This window comes from Shewanella sp. 38A_GOM-205m, from assembly GCF_000518445.1.
In the GTDB taxonomy this organism is placed as follows: Bacteria; Pseudomonadota; Gammaproteobacteria; order Enterobacterales; family Shewanellaceae; genus Shewanella; species Shewanella algae.
This window is the reverse complement of sequence record NZ_JADP01000003.1, coordinates 241,651-258,448: the sequence shown is the minus strand read 5'-3', so window position 1 is coordinate 258,448 and position 16,798 is coordinate 241,651. Positions and strand designations below refer to the sequence as shown.

22 protein-coding genes are annotated in these 16,798 nt (G+C 53.8%); 9 read left to right on the top strand and 13 right to left on the bottom strand.

Going from position 1 to position 16,798, the window contains the following annotated elements; all coding sequences use genetic code 11:
- Positions 1 to 76: 76 nt before the first annotated feature.
- Positions 77 to 1,057: a catalase family peroxidase gene (locus N512_RS0104305; RefSeq protein ID WP_037474134.1), complete on the top strand. Its 981-nt coding sequence runs from the start codon at positions 77 to 79 to the stop codon at positions 1,055 to 1,057.
- A gap of 115 nt (positions 1,058 to 1,172) precedes the next feature.
- Here the strand turns inward: N512_RS0104305 and N512_RS0104300 are convergent, their stop codons facing one another.
- Positions 1,173 to 1,406: a transposase gene (locus tag N512_RS0104300; RefSeq protein WP_025011755.1), complete on the bottom strand. Its 234-nt coding sequence runs from the start codon at positions 1,404 to 1,406 to the stop codon at positions 1,173 to 1,175.
- 508 nt (positions 1,407 to 1,914) lie between these two features.
- On the opposite strand from N512_RS0104300, the gene N512_RS0104290 reads away from it, so the two are divergent.
- From N512_RS0104290 to N512_RS0104280, 3 genes are all read left to right on the top strand, one after another.
- Positions 1,915 to 2,577: an OmpA family protein gene (locus N512_RS0104290; RefSeq protein ID WP_025011756.1), complete on the top strand. Its 663-nt coding sequence runs from the start codon at positions 1,915 to 1,917 to the stop codon at positions 2,575 to 2,577.
- Positions 2,578 to 2,766: 189 nt separating this feature from the next.
- A complete protein-coding gene (locus tag N512_RS0104285) occupies positions 2,767 to 3,558 on the top strand; it encodes a molybdate ABC transporter substrate-binding protein (RefSeq protein ID WP_025011757.1) in 792 nt (263 codons plus the stop codon).
- 169 nt (positions 3,559 to 3,727) lie between these two features.
- Entirely contained in the window at positions 3,728 to 4,111 is a 384-nt protein-coding gene (locus N512_RS0104280; RefSeq protein ID WP_025011758.1) for a hypothetical protein, read from the top strand.
- A 118-nt stretch (positions 4,112 to 4,229) separates the two neighbouring features.
- Here N512_RS0104280 and mgtE read toward each other — a convergent pair whose 3' ends face one another.
- The 12 genes from mgtE to N512_RS0104220 all read right to left on the bottom strand — a co-directional run bounded on the left by mgtE (position 4,230) and on the right by N512_RS0104220 (position 13,438).
- Positions 4,230 to 5,594: a magnesium transporter gene (gene mgtE, locus N512_RS0104275; RefSeq protein ID WP_028779521.1), complete on the bottom strand. Its 1,365-nt coding sequence runs from the start codon at positions 5,592 to 5,594 to the stop codon at positions 4,230 to 4,232.
- A gap of 83 nt (positions 5,595 to 5,677) precedes the next feature.
- A complete protein-coding gene (locus N512_RS0104270; protein ID WP_025011760.1) occupies positions 5,678 to 5,953 on the bottom strand; it encodes an HPr family phosphocarrier protein in 276 nt (91 codons plus the stop codon).
- The gene (gene rapZ, locus N512_RS0104265; RefSeq protein ID WP_028779520.1) at positions 5,940 to 6,794 is read right to left on the bottom strand and encodes an RNase adapter RapZ; all 855 of its coding nucleotides are present in this window, start codon (positions 6,792 to 6,794) and stop codon (positions 5,940 to 5,942) included. The genes N512_RS0104270 and rapZ overlap by 14 nt, the downstream gene beginning before the upstream one ends.
- On the bottom strand, positions 6,791 to 7,234 hold the full coding sequence (ptsN, locus tag N512_RS0104260) for a PTS IIA-like nitrogen regulatory protein PtsN (protein ID WP_025011762.1): 444 nt from the start codon (positions 7,232 to 7,234) through the stop codon (positions 6,791 to 6,793). The genes rapZ and ptsN overlap by 4 nt, the downstream gene beginning before the upstream one ends.
- Before the next feature lie 2 nt (positions 7,235 to 7,236).
- Positions 7,237 to 7,524, bottom strand: coding sequence for a ribosome hibernation promoting factor (gene hpf / locus N512_RS0104255; protein WP_025011763.1), 288 nt, complete (start codon positions 7,522 to 7,524; stop codon positions 7,237 to 7,239).
- Between the two features lie 31 nt (positions 7,525 to 7,555).
- Positions 7,556 to 9,019 carry an RNA polymerase factor sigma-54 gene (locus N512_RS0104250; protein WP_028779519.1) on the bottom strand — a complete coding sequence of 488 codons (1,464 nt, stop codon included), beginning with the start codon at positions 9,017 to 9,019 and terminating at the stop codon, positions 7,556 to 7,558.
- A 95-nt stretch (positions 9,020 to 9,114) separates the two neighbouring features.
- Entirely contained in the window at positions 9,115 to 9,843 is a 729-nt protein-coding gene (gene lptB, locus N512_RS0104245) for an LPS export ABC transporter ATP-binding protein (RefSeq protein ID WP_025011764.1), read from the bottom strand.
- On the bottom strand, positions 9,840 to 10,373 hold the full coding sequence (gene lptA / locus N512_RS0104240) for a lipopolysaccharide transport periplasmic protein LptA (protein WP_028779518.1): 534 nt from the start codon (positions 10,371 to 10,373) through the stop codon (positions 9,840 to 9,842). Before lptA ends, lptB begins: the two co-directional genes overlap by 4 nt.
- The gene (gene lptC / locus N512_RS0104235; RefSeq protein ID WP_025011766.1) at positions 10,360 to 10,920 is read right to left on the bottom strand and encodes an LPS export ABC transporter periplasmic protein LptC; all 561 of its coding nucleotides are present in this window, start codon (positions 10,918 to 10,920) and stop codon (positions 10,360 to 10,362) included. The genes lptA and lptC overlap by 14 nt, the downstream gene beginning before the upstream one ends.
- On the bottom strand, positions 10,917 to 11,468 hold the full coding sequence (gene kdsC, locus N512_RS0104230; protein WP_025011767.1) for a 3-deoxy-manno-octulosonate-8-phosphatase KdsC: 552 nt from the start codon (positions 11,466 to 11,468) through the stop codon (positions 10,917 to 10,919). The genes lptC and kdsC overlap by 4 nt, the downstream gene beginning before the upstream one ends.
- Positions 11,468 to 12,445, bottom strand: coding sequence for a KpsF/GutQ family sugar-phosphate isomerase (locus N512_RS0104225; RefSeq protein WP_028779517.1), 978 nt, complete (start codon positions 12,443 to 12,445; stop codon positions 11,468 to 11,470). The genes kdsC and N512_RS0104225 overlap by 1 nt, the downstream gene beginning before the upstream one ends.
- Positions 12,446 to 12,475: 30 nt before the next feature.
- The gene (locus N512_RS0104220; RefSeq protein WP_028779516.1) at positions 12,476 to 13,438 is read right to left on the bottom strand and encodes a calcium/sodium antiporter; all 963 of its coding nucleotides are present in this window, start codon (positions 13,436 to 13,438) and stop codon (positions 12,476 to 12,478) included.
- A 285-nt stretch (positions 13,439 to 13,723) separates the two neighbouring features.
- On the opposite strand from N512_RS0104220, the gene mlaF reads away from it, so the two are divergent.
- From mlaF to N512_RS0104195, 5 genes are read left to right on the top strand one after another with little or no spacing between them, the layout of a single operon-like run.
- Complete coding sequence (gene mlaF / locus N512_RS0104215) at positions 13,724 to 14,551, top strand: phospholipid ABC transporter ATP-binding protein MlaF (protein WP_028779515.1); 828 nt, start codon at positions 13,724 to 13,726, stop codon at positions 14,549 to 14,551.
- Positions 14,538 to 15,323 carry a lipid asymmetry maintenance ABC transporter permease subunit MlaE gene (gene mlaE, locus N512_RS0104210; protein WP_028779514.1) on the top strand — a complete coding sequence of 262 codons (786 nt, stop codon included), beginning with the start codon at positions 14,538 to 14,540 and terminating at the stop codon, positions 15,321 to 15,323. Before mlaF ends, mlaE begins: the two co-directional genes overlap by 14 nt.
- Before the next feature lie 43 nt (positions 15,324 to 15,366).
- The gene (gene mlaD / locus N512_RS0104205; protein WP_025011770.1) at positions 15,367 to 15,840 is read left to right on the top strand and encodes an outer membrane lipid asymmetry maintenance protein MlaD; all 474 of its coding nucleotides are present in this window, start codon (positions 15,367 to 15,369) and stop codon (positions 15,838 to 15,840) included.
- A gap of 10 nt (positions 15,841 to 15,850) precedes the next feature.
- Entirely contained in the window at positions 15,851 to 16,507 is a 657-nt protein-coding gene (locus N512_RS0104200; protein ID WP_028779513.1) for an MlaC/ttg2D family ABC transporter substrate-binding protein, read from the top strand.
- Complete coding sequence (locus N512_RS0104195; protein ID WP_028779512.1) at positions 16,504 to 16,791, top strand: STAS domain-containing protein; 288 nt, start codon at positions 16,504 to 16,506, stop codon at positions 16,789 to 16,791. The genes N512_RS0104200 and N512_RS0104195 overlap by 4 nt, the downstream gene beginning before the upstream one ends.
- Positions 16,792 to 16,798: the final 7 nt, after the last annotated feature.

Below are 16,798 nucleotides of genomic sequence, written 5' to 3'. Positions count from 1 at the left end.
AATCCGCTGGGTTTCCCGGTCTGGATTGGGCGGCCTGTTTCAGGCCTGGATTCTGATTTTTACAAAAGGAGTAAGCATGAGAGTATCGGTTTGGTCTGCGTTATTGCTCTTGGGGACTCAGTTGGGTGTTTTGGGCTCCAGTTCGGTAATGGCGGCTCAGGCAAATGATTTTATTCAAGTATTTGAAGCACTTTCCGGTAAACATCCGGGAGAACGTAAGGGGCATGCCAAGGGAATTTGTACCATTGGCAGTTTCCAGCCAGGTGCAGGGGAGCCCTGGCTCAAGGAGTTACCTCTGTTTGCCACAGAGCAAGCACTGCCCGCTCAGGTACGTTTTTCCATGGCGGGCGGCGATCCTTTTGTGGCCGATACCAGTCGCAGCCCAAGAGGGATAGGCGTACGCATCGAACTGCCAGACGGGCAGGTGCATCAGTTGGCCGGGCTGAGCACGCCAGTGTTTCCTGGAAAAGATCCCGACAGTTTTCTTGGTTTGCTGCGCGCGTCATTGGCTCAGCGTGAGGGGGAAGCCGGCGCGGTTGCACGCTATTTACAGCAGCATCCGGATGCCGCCCGCCAGGGGCAGTGGCTCAAGCAGCACAATCCGCCGGCGGCCTATACATCGGTCAACTACTTTGGCATTCACAGCTTTATCTTTGGTAATGAAGACCAGCAAAAGCGCTTTGGTCGCTGGGAGCTTTGGCCTGTGGACGGAGAGCAGCCTCTGACGGATGCCGAGCTGGCACAATTGCCGAATGATTTTCTGCAGGACAGGTTGATGCAGAGGCTGAAAACAGGACCGGCTCAGTTTGAGCTTAAACTGACCCTGGCCGAGGAGGGGGATCCCTTACTGGACCCTTCACAGCAGTGGCCGGATAACCGGCCCAGAGTCGCCCTCGGGCGTCTGACCATAGACTCGGTTGCGGCTTCGGCCTGTGACAAGCTGAATTTTGATCCCAATGTGCTCAGTAAAGGGATTGCCGACAGTGATGACCCTGTGCTGCGGCTGAGATCCGCGGCTTATGCTATCTCTTTCGGCAAGCGTCTAAGCGGCCAGTAACGGCAATAAAATGACAGGAACGAACCTTAAAAATGTAGCGCTTTATAGTTGTTATATGTACATTTTTTATCGTTGGGGGCGATAACAGTGTGTCAGGTTCGCTCCTGTCGAAACTTTAACGGATTAGGGTAAACTCCTGGCTCAACTGACGAATGCGCTGCTGCAGTTGCAGCAGTTCTCCCATCAGCCGGGATTGCCTGGGCCTGCTTGTTGTTTCATTCTGTGCCAGCCATTGATAAACCTGTTTGGTGGAGATCCCATGCTGACGGGCAACGTCAAACATGAGCCTGCCGTTTTGGGTCACTTCCTTAATGGCTTGCTGTCGCAGCTTCTGCTCGTTAATTTCCATACTGCCTCCTTGATGGTTCAAGAATGGTTTTCCAGAGCTGTGATTCCACCTCTGCTATTCCACATCCCATTGGCTGTAGCCCAAGTGCTTGAGGCAATGCCAGAGTGAATGCCAACTGCTGCGCATTTTCATCAGTGTTTTCATAATGACTCCTGAACAGTGGAATACTGCTTTATAGGTATGTAAGAAACATGCCAGTTTTTAATCTTCATTTAACTTGTTGATATAAAAGAAAATTGATTCATTTCATTATTAGGTGTACCTGCCTGGCGCCACCCAATAGAGTGCAGTCTGCTCTATTTTGGGGTTTTACTTGATGTCAGCGCCGTGACACTTGGCTGACAATCCGGGTCAGGAAATGTCGGATTTGACTGAATCTATGCTGAACGCCGTGCGGATTTGCCGCCTCTATGGCCTCCGGGGGATTGTCTGCTTGAGGTGCTGCTATATACTTTGGCGCCAGGTAGGTTCCGCTTAGCTTGGAACAAGCAGACGAAGGAAAAATAACATGAAAAAGCGCGCTTTTCTGACAGCCCCTCTGTTGCTGGCAATGCTGGCAACTGGCTGTACCACTGTGAATCCTTATACCAATGAGCAACAGACTGCCAAGGCGACCAACGGAGCATTGATAGGTGCCGTAGCCGGCGCGGCCATAGGTGTGGCCTCCTCCAGCAAGAGCGACAGGGGCAAGGGTGCCCTGATCGGGGCAGCATCCGGCGCTGCCGTAGGCGGTGGTATAGGCTATTACATGGATGTGCAGGAAACCAAGCTGCGTCAGCAACTGGCGTCTACCGGTGTCAGTGTGACCCGGGTGGGCGATACCATAGTGCTCAACATGCCCAATGAAGTGACTTTCCAGGTCGATAAGACAGATCTCAGTAGCGGCGCCATGCGGGTATTGGACAGCGTAGTGCTGGTGGCCAAGGAATATGACAAGACTCAACTGAATGTAGTGGGTTATACCGACAGCAGTGGCTCTGAGTCCTACAACCTGAGATTGTCACAGGTTCGCGCCAGTGAGGTTGGTAATTACTTGATCCGTAAAGGTGTATCCGGACAGCGGGTATTGACCCAAGGCCGAGGTGAGGCCAGCCCAATCGCTTCCAATGCCACCCCTCAGGGACGGGCACAGAACCGTCGGGTAGAGATTATTCTTAGTCCTCTCGGCTAAGATTTTAAGTTTAAGGGTCGCTTAGGCGGCCCTTTTTATTGGGTCAAATTGTCCCTTTCTTCGGTTTTCCCTGTCAGGTGGCGTGATCTTGAGGGGAATTTATGACAAGTTTTGCCGTGGTGCGTTGATTTGTGATGCGGTTTGGTTGAGTTTAGCGGCATCTGTATCTTATACACCGGAGAAAAATAAATGAAAAAGAGCGTCTGCTTACTCGCCCTGTTACTGCCCGCCTTCTCTCAGGCGGCGGATCTGGAGTTCAGGGCCGCGGGAAGTTTGAAGACCGCCATGACGGATGTTATCGCCAGTTATCAGGCCGATGGCGGCGTTAAGGTCAATGCCCAGTTTGCCCCTTCAGGCTTGCTCAGAGGCCGAATTGAAGAGGGCGAAAAGGTCGACCTGTTTGCTTCGGCCAATATGAAACACCCACAGAAATTGATGCAGGAAGGCAAGGGCGCGCCTGTGGTGATGTTTGCCCGTAACCGCCTGTGCGCCCTGGCGCAAGATAATGTTCCTCTGACGACAGAGAATATGCTGGATACTCTGCTGGACAGTAAGATCAAGCTGGGTACCTCCACTCCCAAGGCCGACCCTGCCGGTGACTATGCTTTCAAGGTGTTTGACCGCGCCGAAGCTATCAAGCCCGGTAGTCAGGCCAAACTGGCGGCCAAGGCTCTCAAGCTGACCGGTGGCGCCGACAGTGCCAAGGCGCCGAAAGGCAAAAATCCCTATGGCTGGGTGATGGCCAACAAACAGGCGGATGTATTTTTAACCTACTGCACCAATGCCGTATTGGCCAAGAAAGAAGTGCCTGATCTCAAGATAGTGGCGTTGCCCGAGTCGCTGGCAGTGGGTGCCAACTATGGCATGCTGGTGCTGGATAAGGCCGACTCTGCCGCCTGGCCTCTGGCCATGTATATTCTGTCTCCCAAGGGACAATCCATTCTGGCCTCTTATGGCTTTGAAGCACCGCTTAAGCCCTAAATCTCTATCCGGCGGAAGCGGGTTTTACTCTGGAGATATGCGAGTCAGTTGCTCTGAACTGACTCGCACTCTCTTTATAGGTATTTCACGTTTTTTTGGCCAAATCAGCTTGCACGGGCAATTATTATCCTTCTAAAGTAGGGCATTATGTCCTTGTCAGGGGGGGAGCATGCTCGAAACCAAAGGCTTACCGATAGCGACAGATTATCTCGGCGACGAGGTGAGATTTATCCGCCTTTGTTATGACAGTCAGGGCTTGGATATTGAACTGAGTGTTGAGGGCTGCCGGGCATTGGTGCACTTTGACTCTGTGGTTGGCTTTCGGATGCTGGATGAAGGCGATCTGATGGAGTTCTGGACCGAGTGCAGCCTCTCCAATGGCTGGTTGTTCCGTATCTCCAACGGTGGCTGGTATCGCCAGGAGGCCGAACGCAGCGGCTTTATGGCCAGCGCCAATCTCAAGTTGCAGGAATATCTACTGGTGAGCCGCAATGAGTGTGTCTCTGTCTTCTGTGAACAGGATGAACCCAAGGTGCACTGGCTTAAAGACTGACCCGCTATCTTCCACAGTCAGAGGACGAACCTGGTCGCCCTCTGCTATTTCTGCAATGCGTCAAGGCCAGAGCTTCAGGCTATCAACACCAAGCCTTCAGCCCATTAGAACCTGAGCCTCAGCTCATTAAAACGAGAGTCGCCAATCCCAGGAAGGCGAACAGGCCTATTACATCCGTCACAGTCGTCAGCACCATGCCGCCGGCCAGCGCAGGGTCTACATTGAGCTTTTTCAGGATCAGCGGAATACTGGCCCCGGCGAGACCGGCTACCGTCATATTGATCAACATGGCGCCGCCAATAAGGGCGCCGAGTGCCAGATCGCCTTTCCAGATCCACACGGCAGTGAATACCAGCGCCGACCACAACAGGCCATTGAGAAAGCCGATGGCTAATTCCTTGCCGATAAGCCAGCGGGAGTTGCTCTGGCCTATGTGGCCGAGGGCGATACCGCGGATCACCAGCGCCAGTGTCTGGTTGCCGGCAACGCCGCCCATGCTGGGCACTATGGTCATCAGAATTGCTATGGTGGCAAATTTTTCCAGCGTGCCTTCAAACATATTGCTGACCGAGGCGGCCAGCAGGGCGGCAAACAGGTTGAAGGTCAACCATAAAGAGCGGCGAAAGGCGCTCTTGAACACGGGGCCGAAGGTGTCTTCATCATCGTCCATCCCCGCCATCCCCATCATGGAGTGTTCGGCGTCTTCTCGGATAACATCCACCACATCATCAATGGTGATTCGACCAAGCAGATGGCCTTCACTGTCGACCACTGGCGCCGAAACCCAGTCATGGCGTTCAAACAGCTGGGCCACTTCATTGTCCGGCATGGTGACGGGAATACTCTCAAGCTCGGGATCCATTATGCTGCGGATCCCGGCGGTGGGGTTACAGGTCAGCAGGCTGGAGAGCTTGACGCCACCGAGCAAAACATCGCGTCTATCTACCACATAGAGGGTATCAGTGGCTTCGGGCAACTCGCCTCTTTGACGCAGATAACGCAGCACCACATCGACGTTGACGTCCGGTCTCAGGGTCACTGTATCTGTGTTCATCAGACTGCCGGCACTGTCTTCCGGATAGGAGAGCGCCTGTTCGACCCTGGCCCTGTCTTGGGCACTCATGGAGTGCAGTACCTGTTTGTAGAGGGTATCCGGCAGGCTTCGCAGCACATAGGCCAGATCATCGGTATCCATACCCGCGGTCGCTCGTGCCAAGCGCTCAGGACTCATCAGGCTGATCAGCTGGTCTTTCATATCCTCACCCAGCTCTTCGAGGATCTCACCGCTCTGTTCCTGATCCACAAGTTGCCAGAGTACCTGACGGGTACGTGGCGGTGAAGATTCGAGAATAAAGGCGATATCCGAAGCTGTCATTCGCTGCAGCATGTCGCGCACATGCACGAACATACCACTGCTAAGAGCTTGGTTTAGTTGAGTAAGACGTTGTTCTGTCAGCTCTTGGTCGAGCGCTTCTATTGGCATGCAGTTCCCCCTGTGATGCAAAGCGAGGATATGTTACCTCAAGACAGGGGTGTTATAGAAACAAAGAGTGCAGCGCTAAGGCTTTAGCTGGCTTCGTCGAAACGGGCGTTGATCAGGGCGCAGATAGCGTCCATCGCGGGTTCGGCATCCGGGCCTTCGGCGATGAGGCGAATACTCTTGCCTTGACCGGTTTCCAGCATCAAGAGCCCAAGCACACTGGCGGCCGAGGCTTTTTTCTCGCCTTGGATCAGGGTGATATCGGCTTCGAACTCGCTGGCCAGCACCGCCAGCTTAGTGGCGGCGCGGGCATGCAGGCCCAGCTTATTGACTATGGTGACTTCCCGCTCAACCTTTGCCATTATTCAGCTCCCGGTGACGGGCCTGTACCTTGTGTTTGCTGTTGCCAAAACGCTTGGCGAGCTGCTCAGCGACATAGACAGATCTATGCTGGCCGCCGGTGCAGCCTATGGCTATGGTGAGGTAACTGCGGTTGTTGCGTTCCAGGTGCGGCAGCCAGGTTTCCAACAGATTTTCTATCTGCCAGATAAACTTGTTCACCAGTGGCTGGCGGCTGAGAAACTCCTGCACAGGTTCATCCAGCCCGGTCAGTGGCCTGAGCGCCGGCTCCCAGTGGGGGTTGGGCAGAAAGCGCACATCAAACATGAAGTCGGCTTCCTGAGGCATACCATGCTTAAAGCCGAACGACTCGAAGTTGATCACCAGTTCTTTATCGACACTGCCAAGCAGAATTTCCCGCACTGTGTCACTGAGTTCATAGATGTTCAGCGCCGAGGTGTCTATGTAGTGATCCACCAGTTTCGACATGGGTTCCAGCAGCTTGCCTTCGAGCTTGATGGCGTCCTGCAGTGAGACTTTGCTCTTGGACAGGGGGTGCAGTCTGCGGGTTTCGCTGTAGCGCTTCAGCAGCACTTTATCGGAGGCGTTGAGGAAGAAGCTGGTCAGTTGGGTGTTTTCCGGCAAGGCCGCCAACTGTTGTTCCAGCACCTTTTCCTGATCCGGCATATTGCGCACATCTATGCTGATGGCGACCAGATCATTGCTGCCTCGGAGGTTTTCCAACAGGCTGCCAATCATGGGCAGGGGGAGATTATCCACACAGTAGTAACCCAGGTCTTCGAGTACCCTGAGGGCAACGGATTTTCCGGAACCGGAGCGGCCTGAGACTATGGCGAGTTTCATCCTGTGATCACCTGATAGAGTTCTGTTTCGTCGCTGGATTTACGCAACTGCTTGAGTATCGCCTTATCGCTGAGCTTTTCAGCCATGGCGGATAGGGTACTCAGGTGTTGCTGACATTGATCTGCGGGCACCAGGAGAGCGAACAGTATGTCCACCGGCTGGTTGTCTATGGCATCGAAGGCGATAGGCTCTTCGCATTTTACCAGCACGGCAATCGGCTCTGTAATGTCCGGTAGTCTGCCATGCGGAATCGCAATACCATTACCTATACCTGTGCTCCCCATCTTTTCGCGGGCCAAAAGGCTTTCAAAAATCGCTTGAGAGGAAAGGGTGGGGTACTGGGCGCTAGCGAGATCGCTAATCAGCTCCAGTACCTTTTTCTTACTGCCCGGAGTGGCACAGGTAGTGCACTCCGGCCGCAGGATGGTACTCAGTTCCATCGTTAGTGTTTTGTCAGCTTTTCTTTGTGTTTAATGACCTGACGATCCAATTTATCAATCAGAACGTCGATGGCGGCATACATGTCGGCATGTTCAGAAGTTGCATAGACTTCGCCGCCTGTGAGGTGGATCTTGGCTTCGGCTATCTGTTGCAGTTTTTGTACATTGAGCACAACATGCACATTATTGATCTGTTCGAAATGGCGTTCAAGTTTAGAAAACTTACTTTCCACGTAGTCACGCAGTGAGTCGGTGATCTCGATATGATGTCCTGTCAGGTTGATTTGCATAGAAAGATTCCTCCAATTTCCAACTGTGGATTTATAAACTCTTACGCTGGTTCGACGGTGGTATCATCATAGCCTCGCGATACTTGGCTATGGTGCGTCTTGCAACGTTGATTCCCTGTTCTGCCAGAAGTTGCGCCATCTTGCTGTCGCTCAAAGGCTTCTTCTGGTTTTCCGCTGCCACGAGCTTCTTGATAAAAGCCCTGATCGCCGTGGAAGAGCATTCTCCGCCATCTTCGGTGCCGACATGGCTGGAGAAGAAGTACTTCAATTCAAATATTCCCCTGGGGGTATGCATATACTTTTGCGTGGTGACCCTGGAGATGGTCGATTCATGCATCTCGACCGCCTCGGCAATATCGTTGAGTACCATGGGTTTCATGGCCTCTTCACCATATTCAAAAAATCCCTGCTGGAGCTGCACTATACAGTTGGCCACCTTGAGCAGGGTTTCGTTGCGGCTCTCCAGGCTCTTGATAAACCATTTGGCTTCCTGAAGATGACCACGAATAAACTGGCTGTCTGATTGACTGCGGGCGCTACGAGCCATGGCAGCATACTGCTGATTGATCCCGAGTTTGGGCATACAGTCCGGGTTGAGTTCTACTACCCAGCGGCCGTTTTTCTTCCAGACGCTGACATCAGGGATCACATATTCCTCGTCCATCGGCTGCACCAGCAAGCCGGGGCGGGGATTGAGACTCTGGATAAGGTTGATGGCTTCACGCAGCTGATCTTCCTTGAGCTTGGTCTTGCGCATCAGGGTGCGGAAGTCGCGGGCGGCAATGAGATCCAGATGTTCGTCAATCAACAAGCGGGCGTCGGCCAGATGCGGGGTGTCGGCGTTGAACTGTTGCAACTGGATCAGCAGGCATTCGCGCAGATCTCTGGAGGCGATGCCGACAGGATCGAAGTGCTGGATCCGCTTGAGTACTGCCTCGACTTCATCGAGCTCAATCTCAGGGTTGCCCATGGCTTCGAGGATCTCCTCTGTGCTCTGGGTCAGATAACCCTGCTCGTCGATGGCATCAATAATGGCGGTGGCAATGGCGTCGTCGGTATCGGAAAACGGGGTCAGGTTCTTCTGCCATTCCAGATGTTCATAGAGCCCTTCGCTGGTTTCCCCCTGGAAGGGCATATCATCTTCACGGCCCATGGCCGGCCCGGAGGCACTGGCGGCGGTAAAGACTTCGTCCCAGGTGGTATCCATAGGTAATTCATCCGGCATAGACTCATTGTTCAATGCCTCTGAGGTTTCTACCGTGGAACCATCTTCCTGCTTGGCGCTCAACTCGCCGGCGTCGTTTTCCTTGTGGTTGTCGTCGATAGCGTCATCCTGGTTGTCCTCGGCCATTTCCAACAGAGGGTTGGCTTCCAAGGCTTCCTGGATTTCCTGCTGCAGCTCAAGGGACGACAGTTGCAGCAGGCGAATAGCCTGTTGCAACTGAGGTGTCATGGTCAACTGTTGACCCAGTTTGAGCTGGAGTGACGCTTTCATTATACCGCTAATCCCTACTCGTTATTTTTCAAGGAAAAAATTCAATAATAACAAACTATAATACCCGGAATTGCCACCGGATGACATGATCCTAACTATAGCCTGAATTGTTCGCCTAAGTACACAGCGCGCACTTGCTGGTTGTCCAAGATTTCAGCGGGTGTGCCCTCGGCGATCAACTGCCCATGGCTGACTATGTAGGCTCGCTCACAAACGTCGAGTGTTTCGCGAACATTGTGGTCTGTGATCAGCACCCCCAAACCGCGGGATTTAAGCTGTTCGATGATTTTCTTGATATCGATAACTGAGATGGGATCCACACCGGCGAACGGCTCATCCAGCAGAATGAACTGTGGATTGGCGGCCAATGCCCGGGCGATTTCCACTCGGCGGCGTTCTCCGCCGGAGAGGGACATCCCCAGGCTGTCACGTATGTGGGTAATATGGAATTCTTCCAGCAACTGTTCGAGTTGTTCCTCGCGCTCGTCGCTGTTGAGTTCTTTGCGGGTTTGCAGCACGGCCATGATGTTGTCATGCACCGACAGCTTGCGGAAAATACTGGCTTCCTGTGGCAGGTAGCCTATGCCTTTACGGGCACGCAGGTGCATGGGATCCAAGGTCAGCTCGTCGTCGTCAATGAAGATACGGCCCTTGTCACTCTGTACCAACCCAACCACCATATAGAAGGTGGTGGTCTTGCCTGCCCCGTTGGGGCCCAGCAGCCCCACGATTTGGCCGGTATTGACCGACAGGCTGACGTCTTTGACGACGTTGCGTTTCTTGTAACTCTTTGCCAGATTCTGTGCCGTCAGGGTGCTGGTCATTGCGGCTCCTGCTGCTGTTCTTTCTTATTGAGATCCTGATAGTTTTCCGGCTGGATAACAGTGGTTACCCTGTCTTGGCCTTTGCCGCTGCTTTCCGCTTCCAGCTGCTGCTTGTTGATGTCGTAGACTATCTTCTCTGCGGTCACTTCGCTGCCGTCTTGTTCTACTTTGGCCTGGCCCAGCAGGGTCATGATACGACTGTCTATGTTGTAGTGGATCTCTTTGGCCTTGGCACTGGCCAGACGGCCGTCTTCCAGTTTCTGGGTATAGGTAGCGGGTGAGCCCTTGGCCACCAGGATCCGCTCGCCACTCTTGTCTTCTGTGTAAGCCGTGAGTTCATCGGCCAGCAGTTTTAAACTGCCCTGGGTGACTGTGACAGGCCCGCCGTATACCACACGCTTGTTTTTGATATCGGCAAACTGATTAGCGGCGCTGATCTCTACTTTTTGCAGCAGATCTTCTTCAATGGCCACTGCCGACAGGCTTGTGATGCACAAGAGGGCACCGATAAAAAGCTTACTTGGTTTCATAGGTTCCTTTCACCTGACTGGTCAGCTTCACTTGCTGAGCATTGAGATCGGCGTACAGGCCGGATCCCTTGATATTAAAGTCTTTGCCTTCGATCAGGATCTCGCGATCTGAGGTCATGATCATGGTGTCCAGATCCAGCTCCACATAACTGGTTTTCAGGCTCTGGATCGGTTCATTGGGGCTAATGGCGTCGATGATAACATTATTTTCAAGTACCACTCGGTTACTCTTGCGATTGAGCCTGCCTTCGTTGGCAGACAGACGCCACTGTGCCTCGCCCTTGTCCGGATAGACCAGATAAACCGGTTGGTTGAAGAAGGTCTTTTCACTGGCTTCATAATGTTCCATGTGCGCCGCGGCGACCCTACTGGCGACATTGCCCTGCTCATCAAAGTTGACCGAGCGCAGGTCATCGGCGACAAAGTCAGGCCGAACCACATCTACAGGCGCCTCACTCTGTTGAGCGTTGCGCTTGTTCTGCACCTGCCAGTAAAGGATAAGTGCAGTGGAGAAAAACAAAATAATGGCCAGGGTGACCCTATTCATATACTCATTCCGTGGGCATTTTCAAATTTGTCCTGACTGAGCAGGATAAGATCCGCCAGCTCCCGGAGTGCACCATGGCCGCCGGCAATCTGAGTGACCATGTGGCAGTGCTGCCTTACCCAAGGATGGCCATCGGCTACGCAAACCGCCAGCCCCACTTGCTTCATCACCGGCAAGTCGACAATGTCGTCACCTATATAGGCCACTTGTTCAGGCTCGAGGTCATAGTGCTTAAGCAGCGCCTCATAGGGCTCCAGCTTGTTGTCTATGCCTTGATAAATCTTGTCTACCCCCAGGGCCGTCATGCGGTTTTCGACTATCTGGGACTTGCGGCCGGTGATCACCGCCACCTGAATGCCGCAGGACAGCAGCGAGCGCACCCCATAACCATCGCGGGTATGGAAGGCCTTCAGCTCTTCGCCGCTGTTGCTCATATAGATGCGGCCATCGGAGAAGACACCGTCAACATCACAGATAAGCAGTTTGATTTTGGCGGCTCTTTGCCAGTTATCTTCGCTTATGGGCCCGTAGAAACCTTGATGACTCATCAGATAACCCCCGCCTTGACCATATCCAGCATATTGAGAGCCCCAATCGGCTCATTGGCGCCATTGATGACAATAAGACCGTTGATGTCATTCTCGTCCATCACCTTCAGCGCCTGCGCCGCGAGGATATTGTCACCACTGGTGATGCAATCACGGGTCATGACGTCGCTGATTTTTGTAGTACGCAGGTTGACTCCGGCGTCTATGACACGTCTCAAATCACCATCGGTGAAGATACCCACGAGTTGCTTCTGCTGATTGACCACGGCGGTCATACCCAGGCCCTTCTTGGAGATCTCATACAGGGCGTCGGTGATACAGATATCTTCTGTGACCAACGGCAGCTCTTCGCCTTTGTGCATCACATCGCTGACCTTGAGCAGCAGCTTGCGTCCTAAAGCGCCGCCGGGATGCGACAGGGCAAAGTCATCTTTGGTAAAGCCCTTGGCTTGCAGTAGCGCGACCGCCAGGGCATCTCCCATCACCAGGGTGGCCGTGGTGCTGGAGGTGGGCGCCAGACCCAGCGGGCAGGCTTCTTCAGGCACCTTGATGCACAGATGCAGCTGCGCCAGCTTGGCCATGGTGGATTCGGGCTTACCTGTCATGGAGATCATAGGGATCCCCTGGCGCTTGATGACGGGCATCAGGGTCAGAATTTCGCTGGACTCGCCCGAGTTGGAGATAGCCAATACGATATCGTTTTCACTCAACACCCCAAGGTCGCCGTGGCTGGCTTCGCCCGGGTGAACGAAGAATGCCGGGGTGCCCGTGCTGGCGAGGGTGGCAGAAATCTTGTTGCCTATATGGCCCGATTTCCCCATCCCCATCACTATCACCTTGCCGCTGCAGTTGAGGATCAGTTCGCAGGCTTGGGCGAATTCGGGGGAATCAACAAACTGGTACAGGTTGTCCAGTGCTTGTTTCTCGATATCTATTACTCTGCGGCCCCATTGGCGCAGTTGCTTAGCTTCTGCCATAGTTGTCTCTCGTCTTTTTGCCCTTCATCGCTAGTGGGATTGAAACAGGCTGTATTGATAGCCGATGAAGCTTATCAGTAGTAAGGCACCGTGCCAGCGTTTGAGTTCACGTTGTTTGCCTGTGCTCAGCACCAGGAGTGCCAGGGCACAACTGGTGCCCAAAACCATATAAAAGTCGCGTCCGGTCGCCGCGGCATCGATTACCCCCGGGGCTATAAGGCCGGGTATTGCCAGTACCGCCAGTATGTTAAACAGATTGGAGCCGACAATATTGCCTATGGCCAGGTCGTCCTCTTTCTTGAGCACACCGGCCACACAGGCCGCCAGTTCCGGCAGGCTGGTGCCTACGGCAATGATGGTTAGACCGATAACCAGATCAGACAGTCCAAAAGACTTGGCGATGCCTACGGCACCGTCCACCATCCAATCCGCCGACAGCGGCAAGAGTACCAAGCCTATTATCAACCATAGTACCGCCTTGGCAGTGGGCACATCTTTGGGGATCTCGGCATCGGCTTCGTCGGCGAGTGGATCCTTGTTCTTATTGGTCAGCGCATGCCAGATAAGATAGCCCATCAGGCCGAAGAACAGCGCCAGTAAAATAACCCCTTCGCTGCGGCTAAGATACTCATCGTGCAGGAAGTAACCCGCCAGCACTGTGGCACCCAGCATCATGGGGATCTCCCGCTTCAGGGTCTTGGAGCTGACGGCGATAGCCCCAAGCAGAGCGGTTAAACCCAGGATCAAGCTGACATTGGCGACATTGGAGCCCAGCACATTACCCACGGCCGTATCCGGCATGCCGGCCATGGAGGCGCTGGCGGCAACGAACATCTCTGGGGCCGAACTGCCCATGGCCACTATGGTCAGTCCTATCAACATGGGGGGTAACCCCAGGTTACGGGCAAAAGCCCCGGCACCATAAACGAATTTATCGGCACTCCAGACCAGGACGGACAAGCCGGCGAGCAGCAAGAAAATATTGAATAACATGCAGTAAACAAAGCTACGGATTCTGGCGTGCATTTTCGCCGTATTTGCTACAAATTGAAAGTATCACGGCGCGATACTATTGATTCAGTTGTGCGCTTATCCTCAATTGCGTACAATTTATCGCTTATCTTTGGCTTGGCCATACGGGTTACCGGGCGCCATTCAGCGTCAATTCAGTAAGCCTGCGGCAGTATCAAGCCTTATAACGGCGGGCCTTATGTGCCATGGCAGCTACAGCTGCGCCGTAACTTGAATTCCACTAGACAAGGTCTCCATTTCATTTTGATGCCGGAATCCAGCAAGCAGCAAAATCCTTCTCCCCTGGTCGAGGTCAACAATCTCGGCTTCAGTCGTGGCTCGAGGGTGATTTATGAGCAGATAAGCCTCACGATTCCCAGGGGTAAAGTCACTGCCATCATGGGGCCCAGCGGCATAGGCAAGACCACGCTGCTGAAGCTCATTGGTGGGCAGTTGACTCCGGATCACGGCCAGGTGCTGTTCGATGGTCAGGACATTCATAAGCTGAGCCGCCACGAGCTGTTTGAAGCCCGTAAGCGGATGAGCATGTTGTTCCAGAGCGGCGCCCTGTTCACCGACATGAATGTGTTCGATAACGTGGCCTTTGCACTCAGGGAGCACTCAGGGCTGCCGGAAGCTATTATCCGCCGCATAGTGTTAATGAAGCTTGAAGCCGTAGGACTTCGCGGCGCGGCGCAGTTGATGCCAAGCGAACTTTCCGGCGGAATGCAGCGCCGGGCTGCCTTGGCCCGCGCCATAGCACTCGAGCCGGAAATGGTGCTGTATGACGAGCCCTTTGCCGGTCAGGATCCCATCTCCATGGGGGTGCTGGTGAAGCTTATCAAAGAGTTGTCCGATGCTCTGAGCCTCACCTCTGTGGTGGTTTCCCACGATGTCAGTGAAGTGCTGAGTATTGCCGACTATGTGTATGTGATCGCCGATAAGCGCATCATAGCCCAAGGTACACCGGCCGAGCTTAAGCAGGCCGACAATCCACAGCTAAGGCAGTTTATCGACGGTATGCCGGACGGCCCCGTGCCTTTCCACTATCCGGCGCAGGATTATCAGAAGGAGTTGCTCGGTGAGCTTGACTGATTCGATAGCCAATCTTGGCCGCAATGCGCTGAGTCTGGTGACAGGGCTCGGCAAGGCGGGGGTGATGCTTTGGGGCGCCCTGATGCAGCTGCCACGGCCACGCAAAGGCTTGCCACTGCTGATAAAGCAGGTTTATGTCGTCGGCGTGCAGTCCATGGTGATCATTTTGGTTTCCGGACTGTTTATCGGTATGGTGCTGGCGCTGCAGGGCTACAACATATTGGTGGACTTCGGCACCGAAGAGAGCCTGGGTCCCATGGTAGCGTTGAGCTTGCTCAGGGAGCTTGGCCCCGTGGTCACCGCCTTGCTGTTTGCCGGCCGCGCCGGTTCGGCCCTGACCGCTGAACTGGGGTTGATGAAATCCACAGAGCAGCTCTCCAGTTTGGAGATGATGGCGATAGATCCGTTACGGCAGGTGATCGCGCCGCGCTTCTGGGCCGGGGTGATCAGCATGCCGTTGTTGGCCTTGATGTTTACCACTGTGGGTATCTATGGCGGTTATCTGGTCGGGGTCGAATGGAAAGGCATAGACAATGGCGCCTTCTGGTCGATTCTGCAGGCCGCGGTGGAGTGGCGGCAGGACATAGTCAACTGCCTGATTAAAAGTTTTGTTTTTGCCATAGTGGTGACCTGGATAGCCCTCTATCGTGGTTATCAGGTGGTGCCTAATCCGGAAGGGATTAGCCGCGCGACCACCCAGACTGTGGTGCAGTCCAGCCTGGCGGTATTGGCGTTGGACTTCTTATTGACGGCGCTGATGTTTGCCCGCTGATTTTGGCGCCGGCGCATAATGGATGATTAACTCTGGTGACTCTATGTTGACACGAAAAATTGAATTTATGGTGGGACTCTTCCTATTGGCGGGTCTGGCAGCCTTTCTGCTGCTGGTATACAAGGTGGCCAATGTGGAGGTGCAGTCCTCTAGCAATACTTACACTCTGACGGCCAAGTTCAGTAATATTGGCGGCCTTAAAGTACGCTCGCCGGTAAAGGTTGGCGGCGTGGTTGTCGGCCGGGTCAGTAAGATCACCCTGGATCCCAAGCAGATGGTGCCAGTGGTGACTTTGACCATGGACAAGCGTTACGACCAGTTTCCCGAAACCAGCAGTCTGGCTATCTTGACCTCGGGCTTGCTGGGTGAGCAGTTCCTCGGCCTGACGCCAGGGTTTATGGATGACGATATCGCGATTTTGCAAGATGGTGATCGCATCGATGATACCCGTTCGGCGCTGGTGCTGGAGGATCTGATCGGACAGTTTTTATATAGCATGGGTTCAAAGGACAACTAGGAGCACTGAGATGTTTAAAGGGATAATCCGTAATCTGTTGGCCGTCGCCTGTCTGGCGTCTGCAACTGTGGCACAGGCGGCCGATATCGATACCAGCAACCCTTATATCATGGTGGAGCAGGTTGCCGACAAGACATTCGATCGCTTCCATCAGGACAAGAGCATCATCGACAGCAATCCGGATCACCTCAAGGTGATTGTTCAAGAGGAGCTGATGCCTTATGTGGATTACAAGTACGCGGCTTACAAGGTGATGGGCCAATATCTGCAGCAGACCACCAAAGAGCAGCGTGATGCCTTTGTTGATGCTTTTGAGGGCTACCTGGTTTCCACCTATGCCCAGGCCTTTACCGAGTACACCAATCAGAAAGTGGAATTTGGCCGCGCCATCGACTTCAGCCAGGAAAAGATAGTCGAGGTGAATGTACAGATCATTGAAGCGGGTCGTCCGCCCATCAAGTTGCAGTTCAAGGCGCGTCGTTTGAAGGACGACAGCTGGAAGGCCTTCGACCTGGTTGCAGAAGGTGTCAGCCTGCTGGCCTCCAAGCAATCGGAAGTCACTACACTCATTCGTCAAAAGGGCATAGATGCCGTGATTGAGATGCTTAGAGAGCGCACTCAGGCTCACGTGGATCCTAATGGCCCTAAAGGCAAGGATGCGCTATGAAGCTGGAGCCACAGGGCGATAGCTGCAAATTGAGCGGGCGTTTGACTCAAGAAGAGGTCGCCCGCTTGTGGAAGACGCGTAAGACACTGCTGCCGGACGATGTGCGCCGGTTAGAACTCAGCGAGCTGACATACTCGGACAGTGCCGGCATGGCGTTTCTAATGGAGCTTGTCAGTCTCAGAAAGGGGGAGCTGACCCTGGCTTCTCCCTCGCCACAGGTGCGTAAGTTGATCGCCCTGTATGATTTGGATGCCTTCTTTACCACAGAGGGCCAAACTAGGTAAGTTTCCA

What these genes read in the sequence shown, in the direction of transcription:
- ptsN (WP_025011762.1), bottom strand. Translation starts at nt 7,234, where the DNA reads ATGGAACTGAGTACCATCCTGCGGCCGGAGTGCACTACCTGTGCCACT.
- rapZ (WP_028779520.1), bottom strand. Translation starts at nt 6,794, where the DNA reads ATGAAACTCGCCATAGTCTCAGGCCGCTCCGGTTCCGGAAAATCCGTT.
- mlaF (WP_028779515.1), top strand. Translation starts at nt 13,724, where the DNA reads ATGCCGGAATCCAGCAAGCAGCAAAATCCTTCTCCCCTGGTCGAGGTC.
- N512_RS0104285 (WP_025011757.1), top strand. Translation starts at nt 2,767, where the DNA reads ATGAAAAAGAGCGTCTGCTTACTCGCCCTGTTACTGCCCGCCTTCTCT.
- lptA (WP_028779518.1), bottom strand. Translation starts at nt 10,373, where the DNA reads ATGAAACCAAGTAAGCTTTTTATCGGTGCCCTCTTGTGCATCACAAGC.
- N512_RS0104270 (WP_025011760.1), bottom strand. Translation starts at nt 5,953, where the DNA reads ATGGCAAAGGTTGAGCGGGAAGTCACCATAGTCAATAAGCTGGGCCTG.
- N512_RS0104225 (WP_028779517.1), bottom strand. Translation starts at nt 12,445, where the DNA reads ATGGCAGAAGCTAAGCAACTGCGCCAATGGGGCCGCAGAGTAATAGAT.
- N512_RS0104220 (WP_028779516.1), bottom strand. Translation starts at nt 13,438, where the DNA reads ATGTTATTCAATATTTTCTTGCTGCTCGCCGGCTTGTCCGTCCTGGTC.
- N512_RS0104195 (WP_028779512.1), top strand. Translation starts at nt 16,504, where the DNA reads ATGAAGCTGGAGCCACAGGGCGATAGCTGCAAATTGAGCGGGCGTTTG.
- hpf (WP_025011763.1), bottom strand. Translation starts at nt 7,524, where the DNA reads ATGCAAATCAACCTGACAGGACATCATATCGAGATCACCGACTCACTG.
- lptB (WP_025011764.1), bottom strand. Translation starts at nt 9,843, where the DNA reads ATGACCAGCACCCTGACGGCACAGAATCTGGCAAAGAGTTACAAGAAA.
- mgtE (WP_028779521.1), bottom strand. Translation starts at nt 5,594, where the DNA reads ATGCCAATAGAAGCGCTCGACCAAGAGCTGACAGAACAACGTCTTACT.
- N512_RS0104290 (WP_025011756.1), top strand. Translation starts at nt 1,915, where the DNA reads ATGAAAAAGCGCGCTTTTCTGACAGCCCCTCTGTTGCTGGCAATGCTG.
- N512_RS0104280 (WP_025011758.1), top strand. Translation starts at nt 3,728, where the DNA reads ATGCTCGAAACCAAAGGCTTACCGATAGCGACAGATTATCTCGGCGAC.
- N512_RS0104300 (WP_025011755.1), bottom strand. Translation starts at nt 1,406, where the DNA reads ATGGAAATTAACGAGCAGAAGCTGCGACAGCAAGCCATTAAGGAAGTG.
- kdsC (WP_025011767.1), bottom strand. Translation starts at nt 11,468, where the DNA reads ATGAGTCATCAAGGTTTCTACGGGCCCATAAGCGAAGATAACTGGCAA.
- N512_RS0104200 (WP_028779513.1), top strand. Translation starts at nt 15,851, where the DNA reads ATGTTTAAAGGGATAATCCGTAATCTGTTGGCCGTCGCCTGTCTGGCG.
- lptC (WP_025011766.1), bottom strand. Translation starts at nt 10,920, where the DNA reads ATGAATAGGGTCACCCTGGCCATTATTTTGTTTTTCTCCACTGCACTT.
- N512_RS0104250 (WP_028779519.1), bottom strand. Translation starts at nt 9,019, where the DNA reads ATGAAAGCGTCACTCCAGCTCAAACTGGGTCAACAGTTGACCATGACA.
- mlaD (WP_025011770.1), top strand. Translation starts at nt 15,367, where the DNA reads ATGTTGACACGAAAAATTGAATTTATGGTGGGACTCTTCCTATTGGCG.
- N512_RS0104305 (WP_037474134.1), top strand. Translation starts at nt 77, where the DNA reads ATGAGAGTATCGGTTTGGTCTGCGTTATTGCTCTTGGGGACTCAGTTG.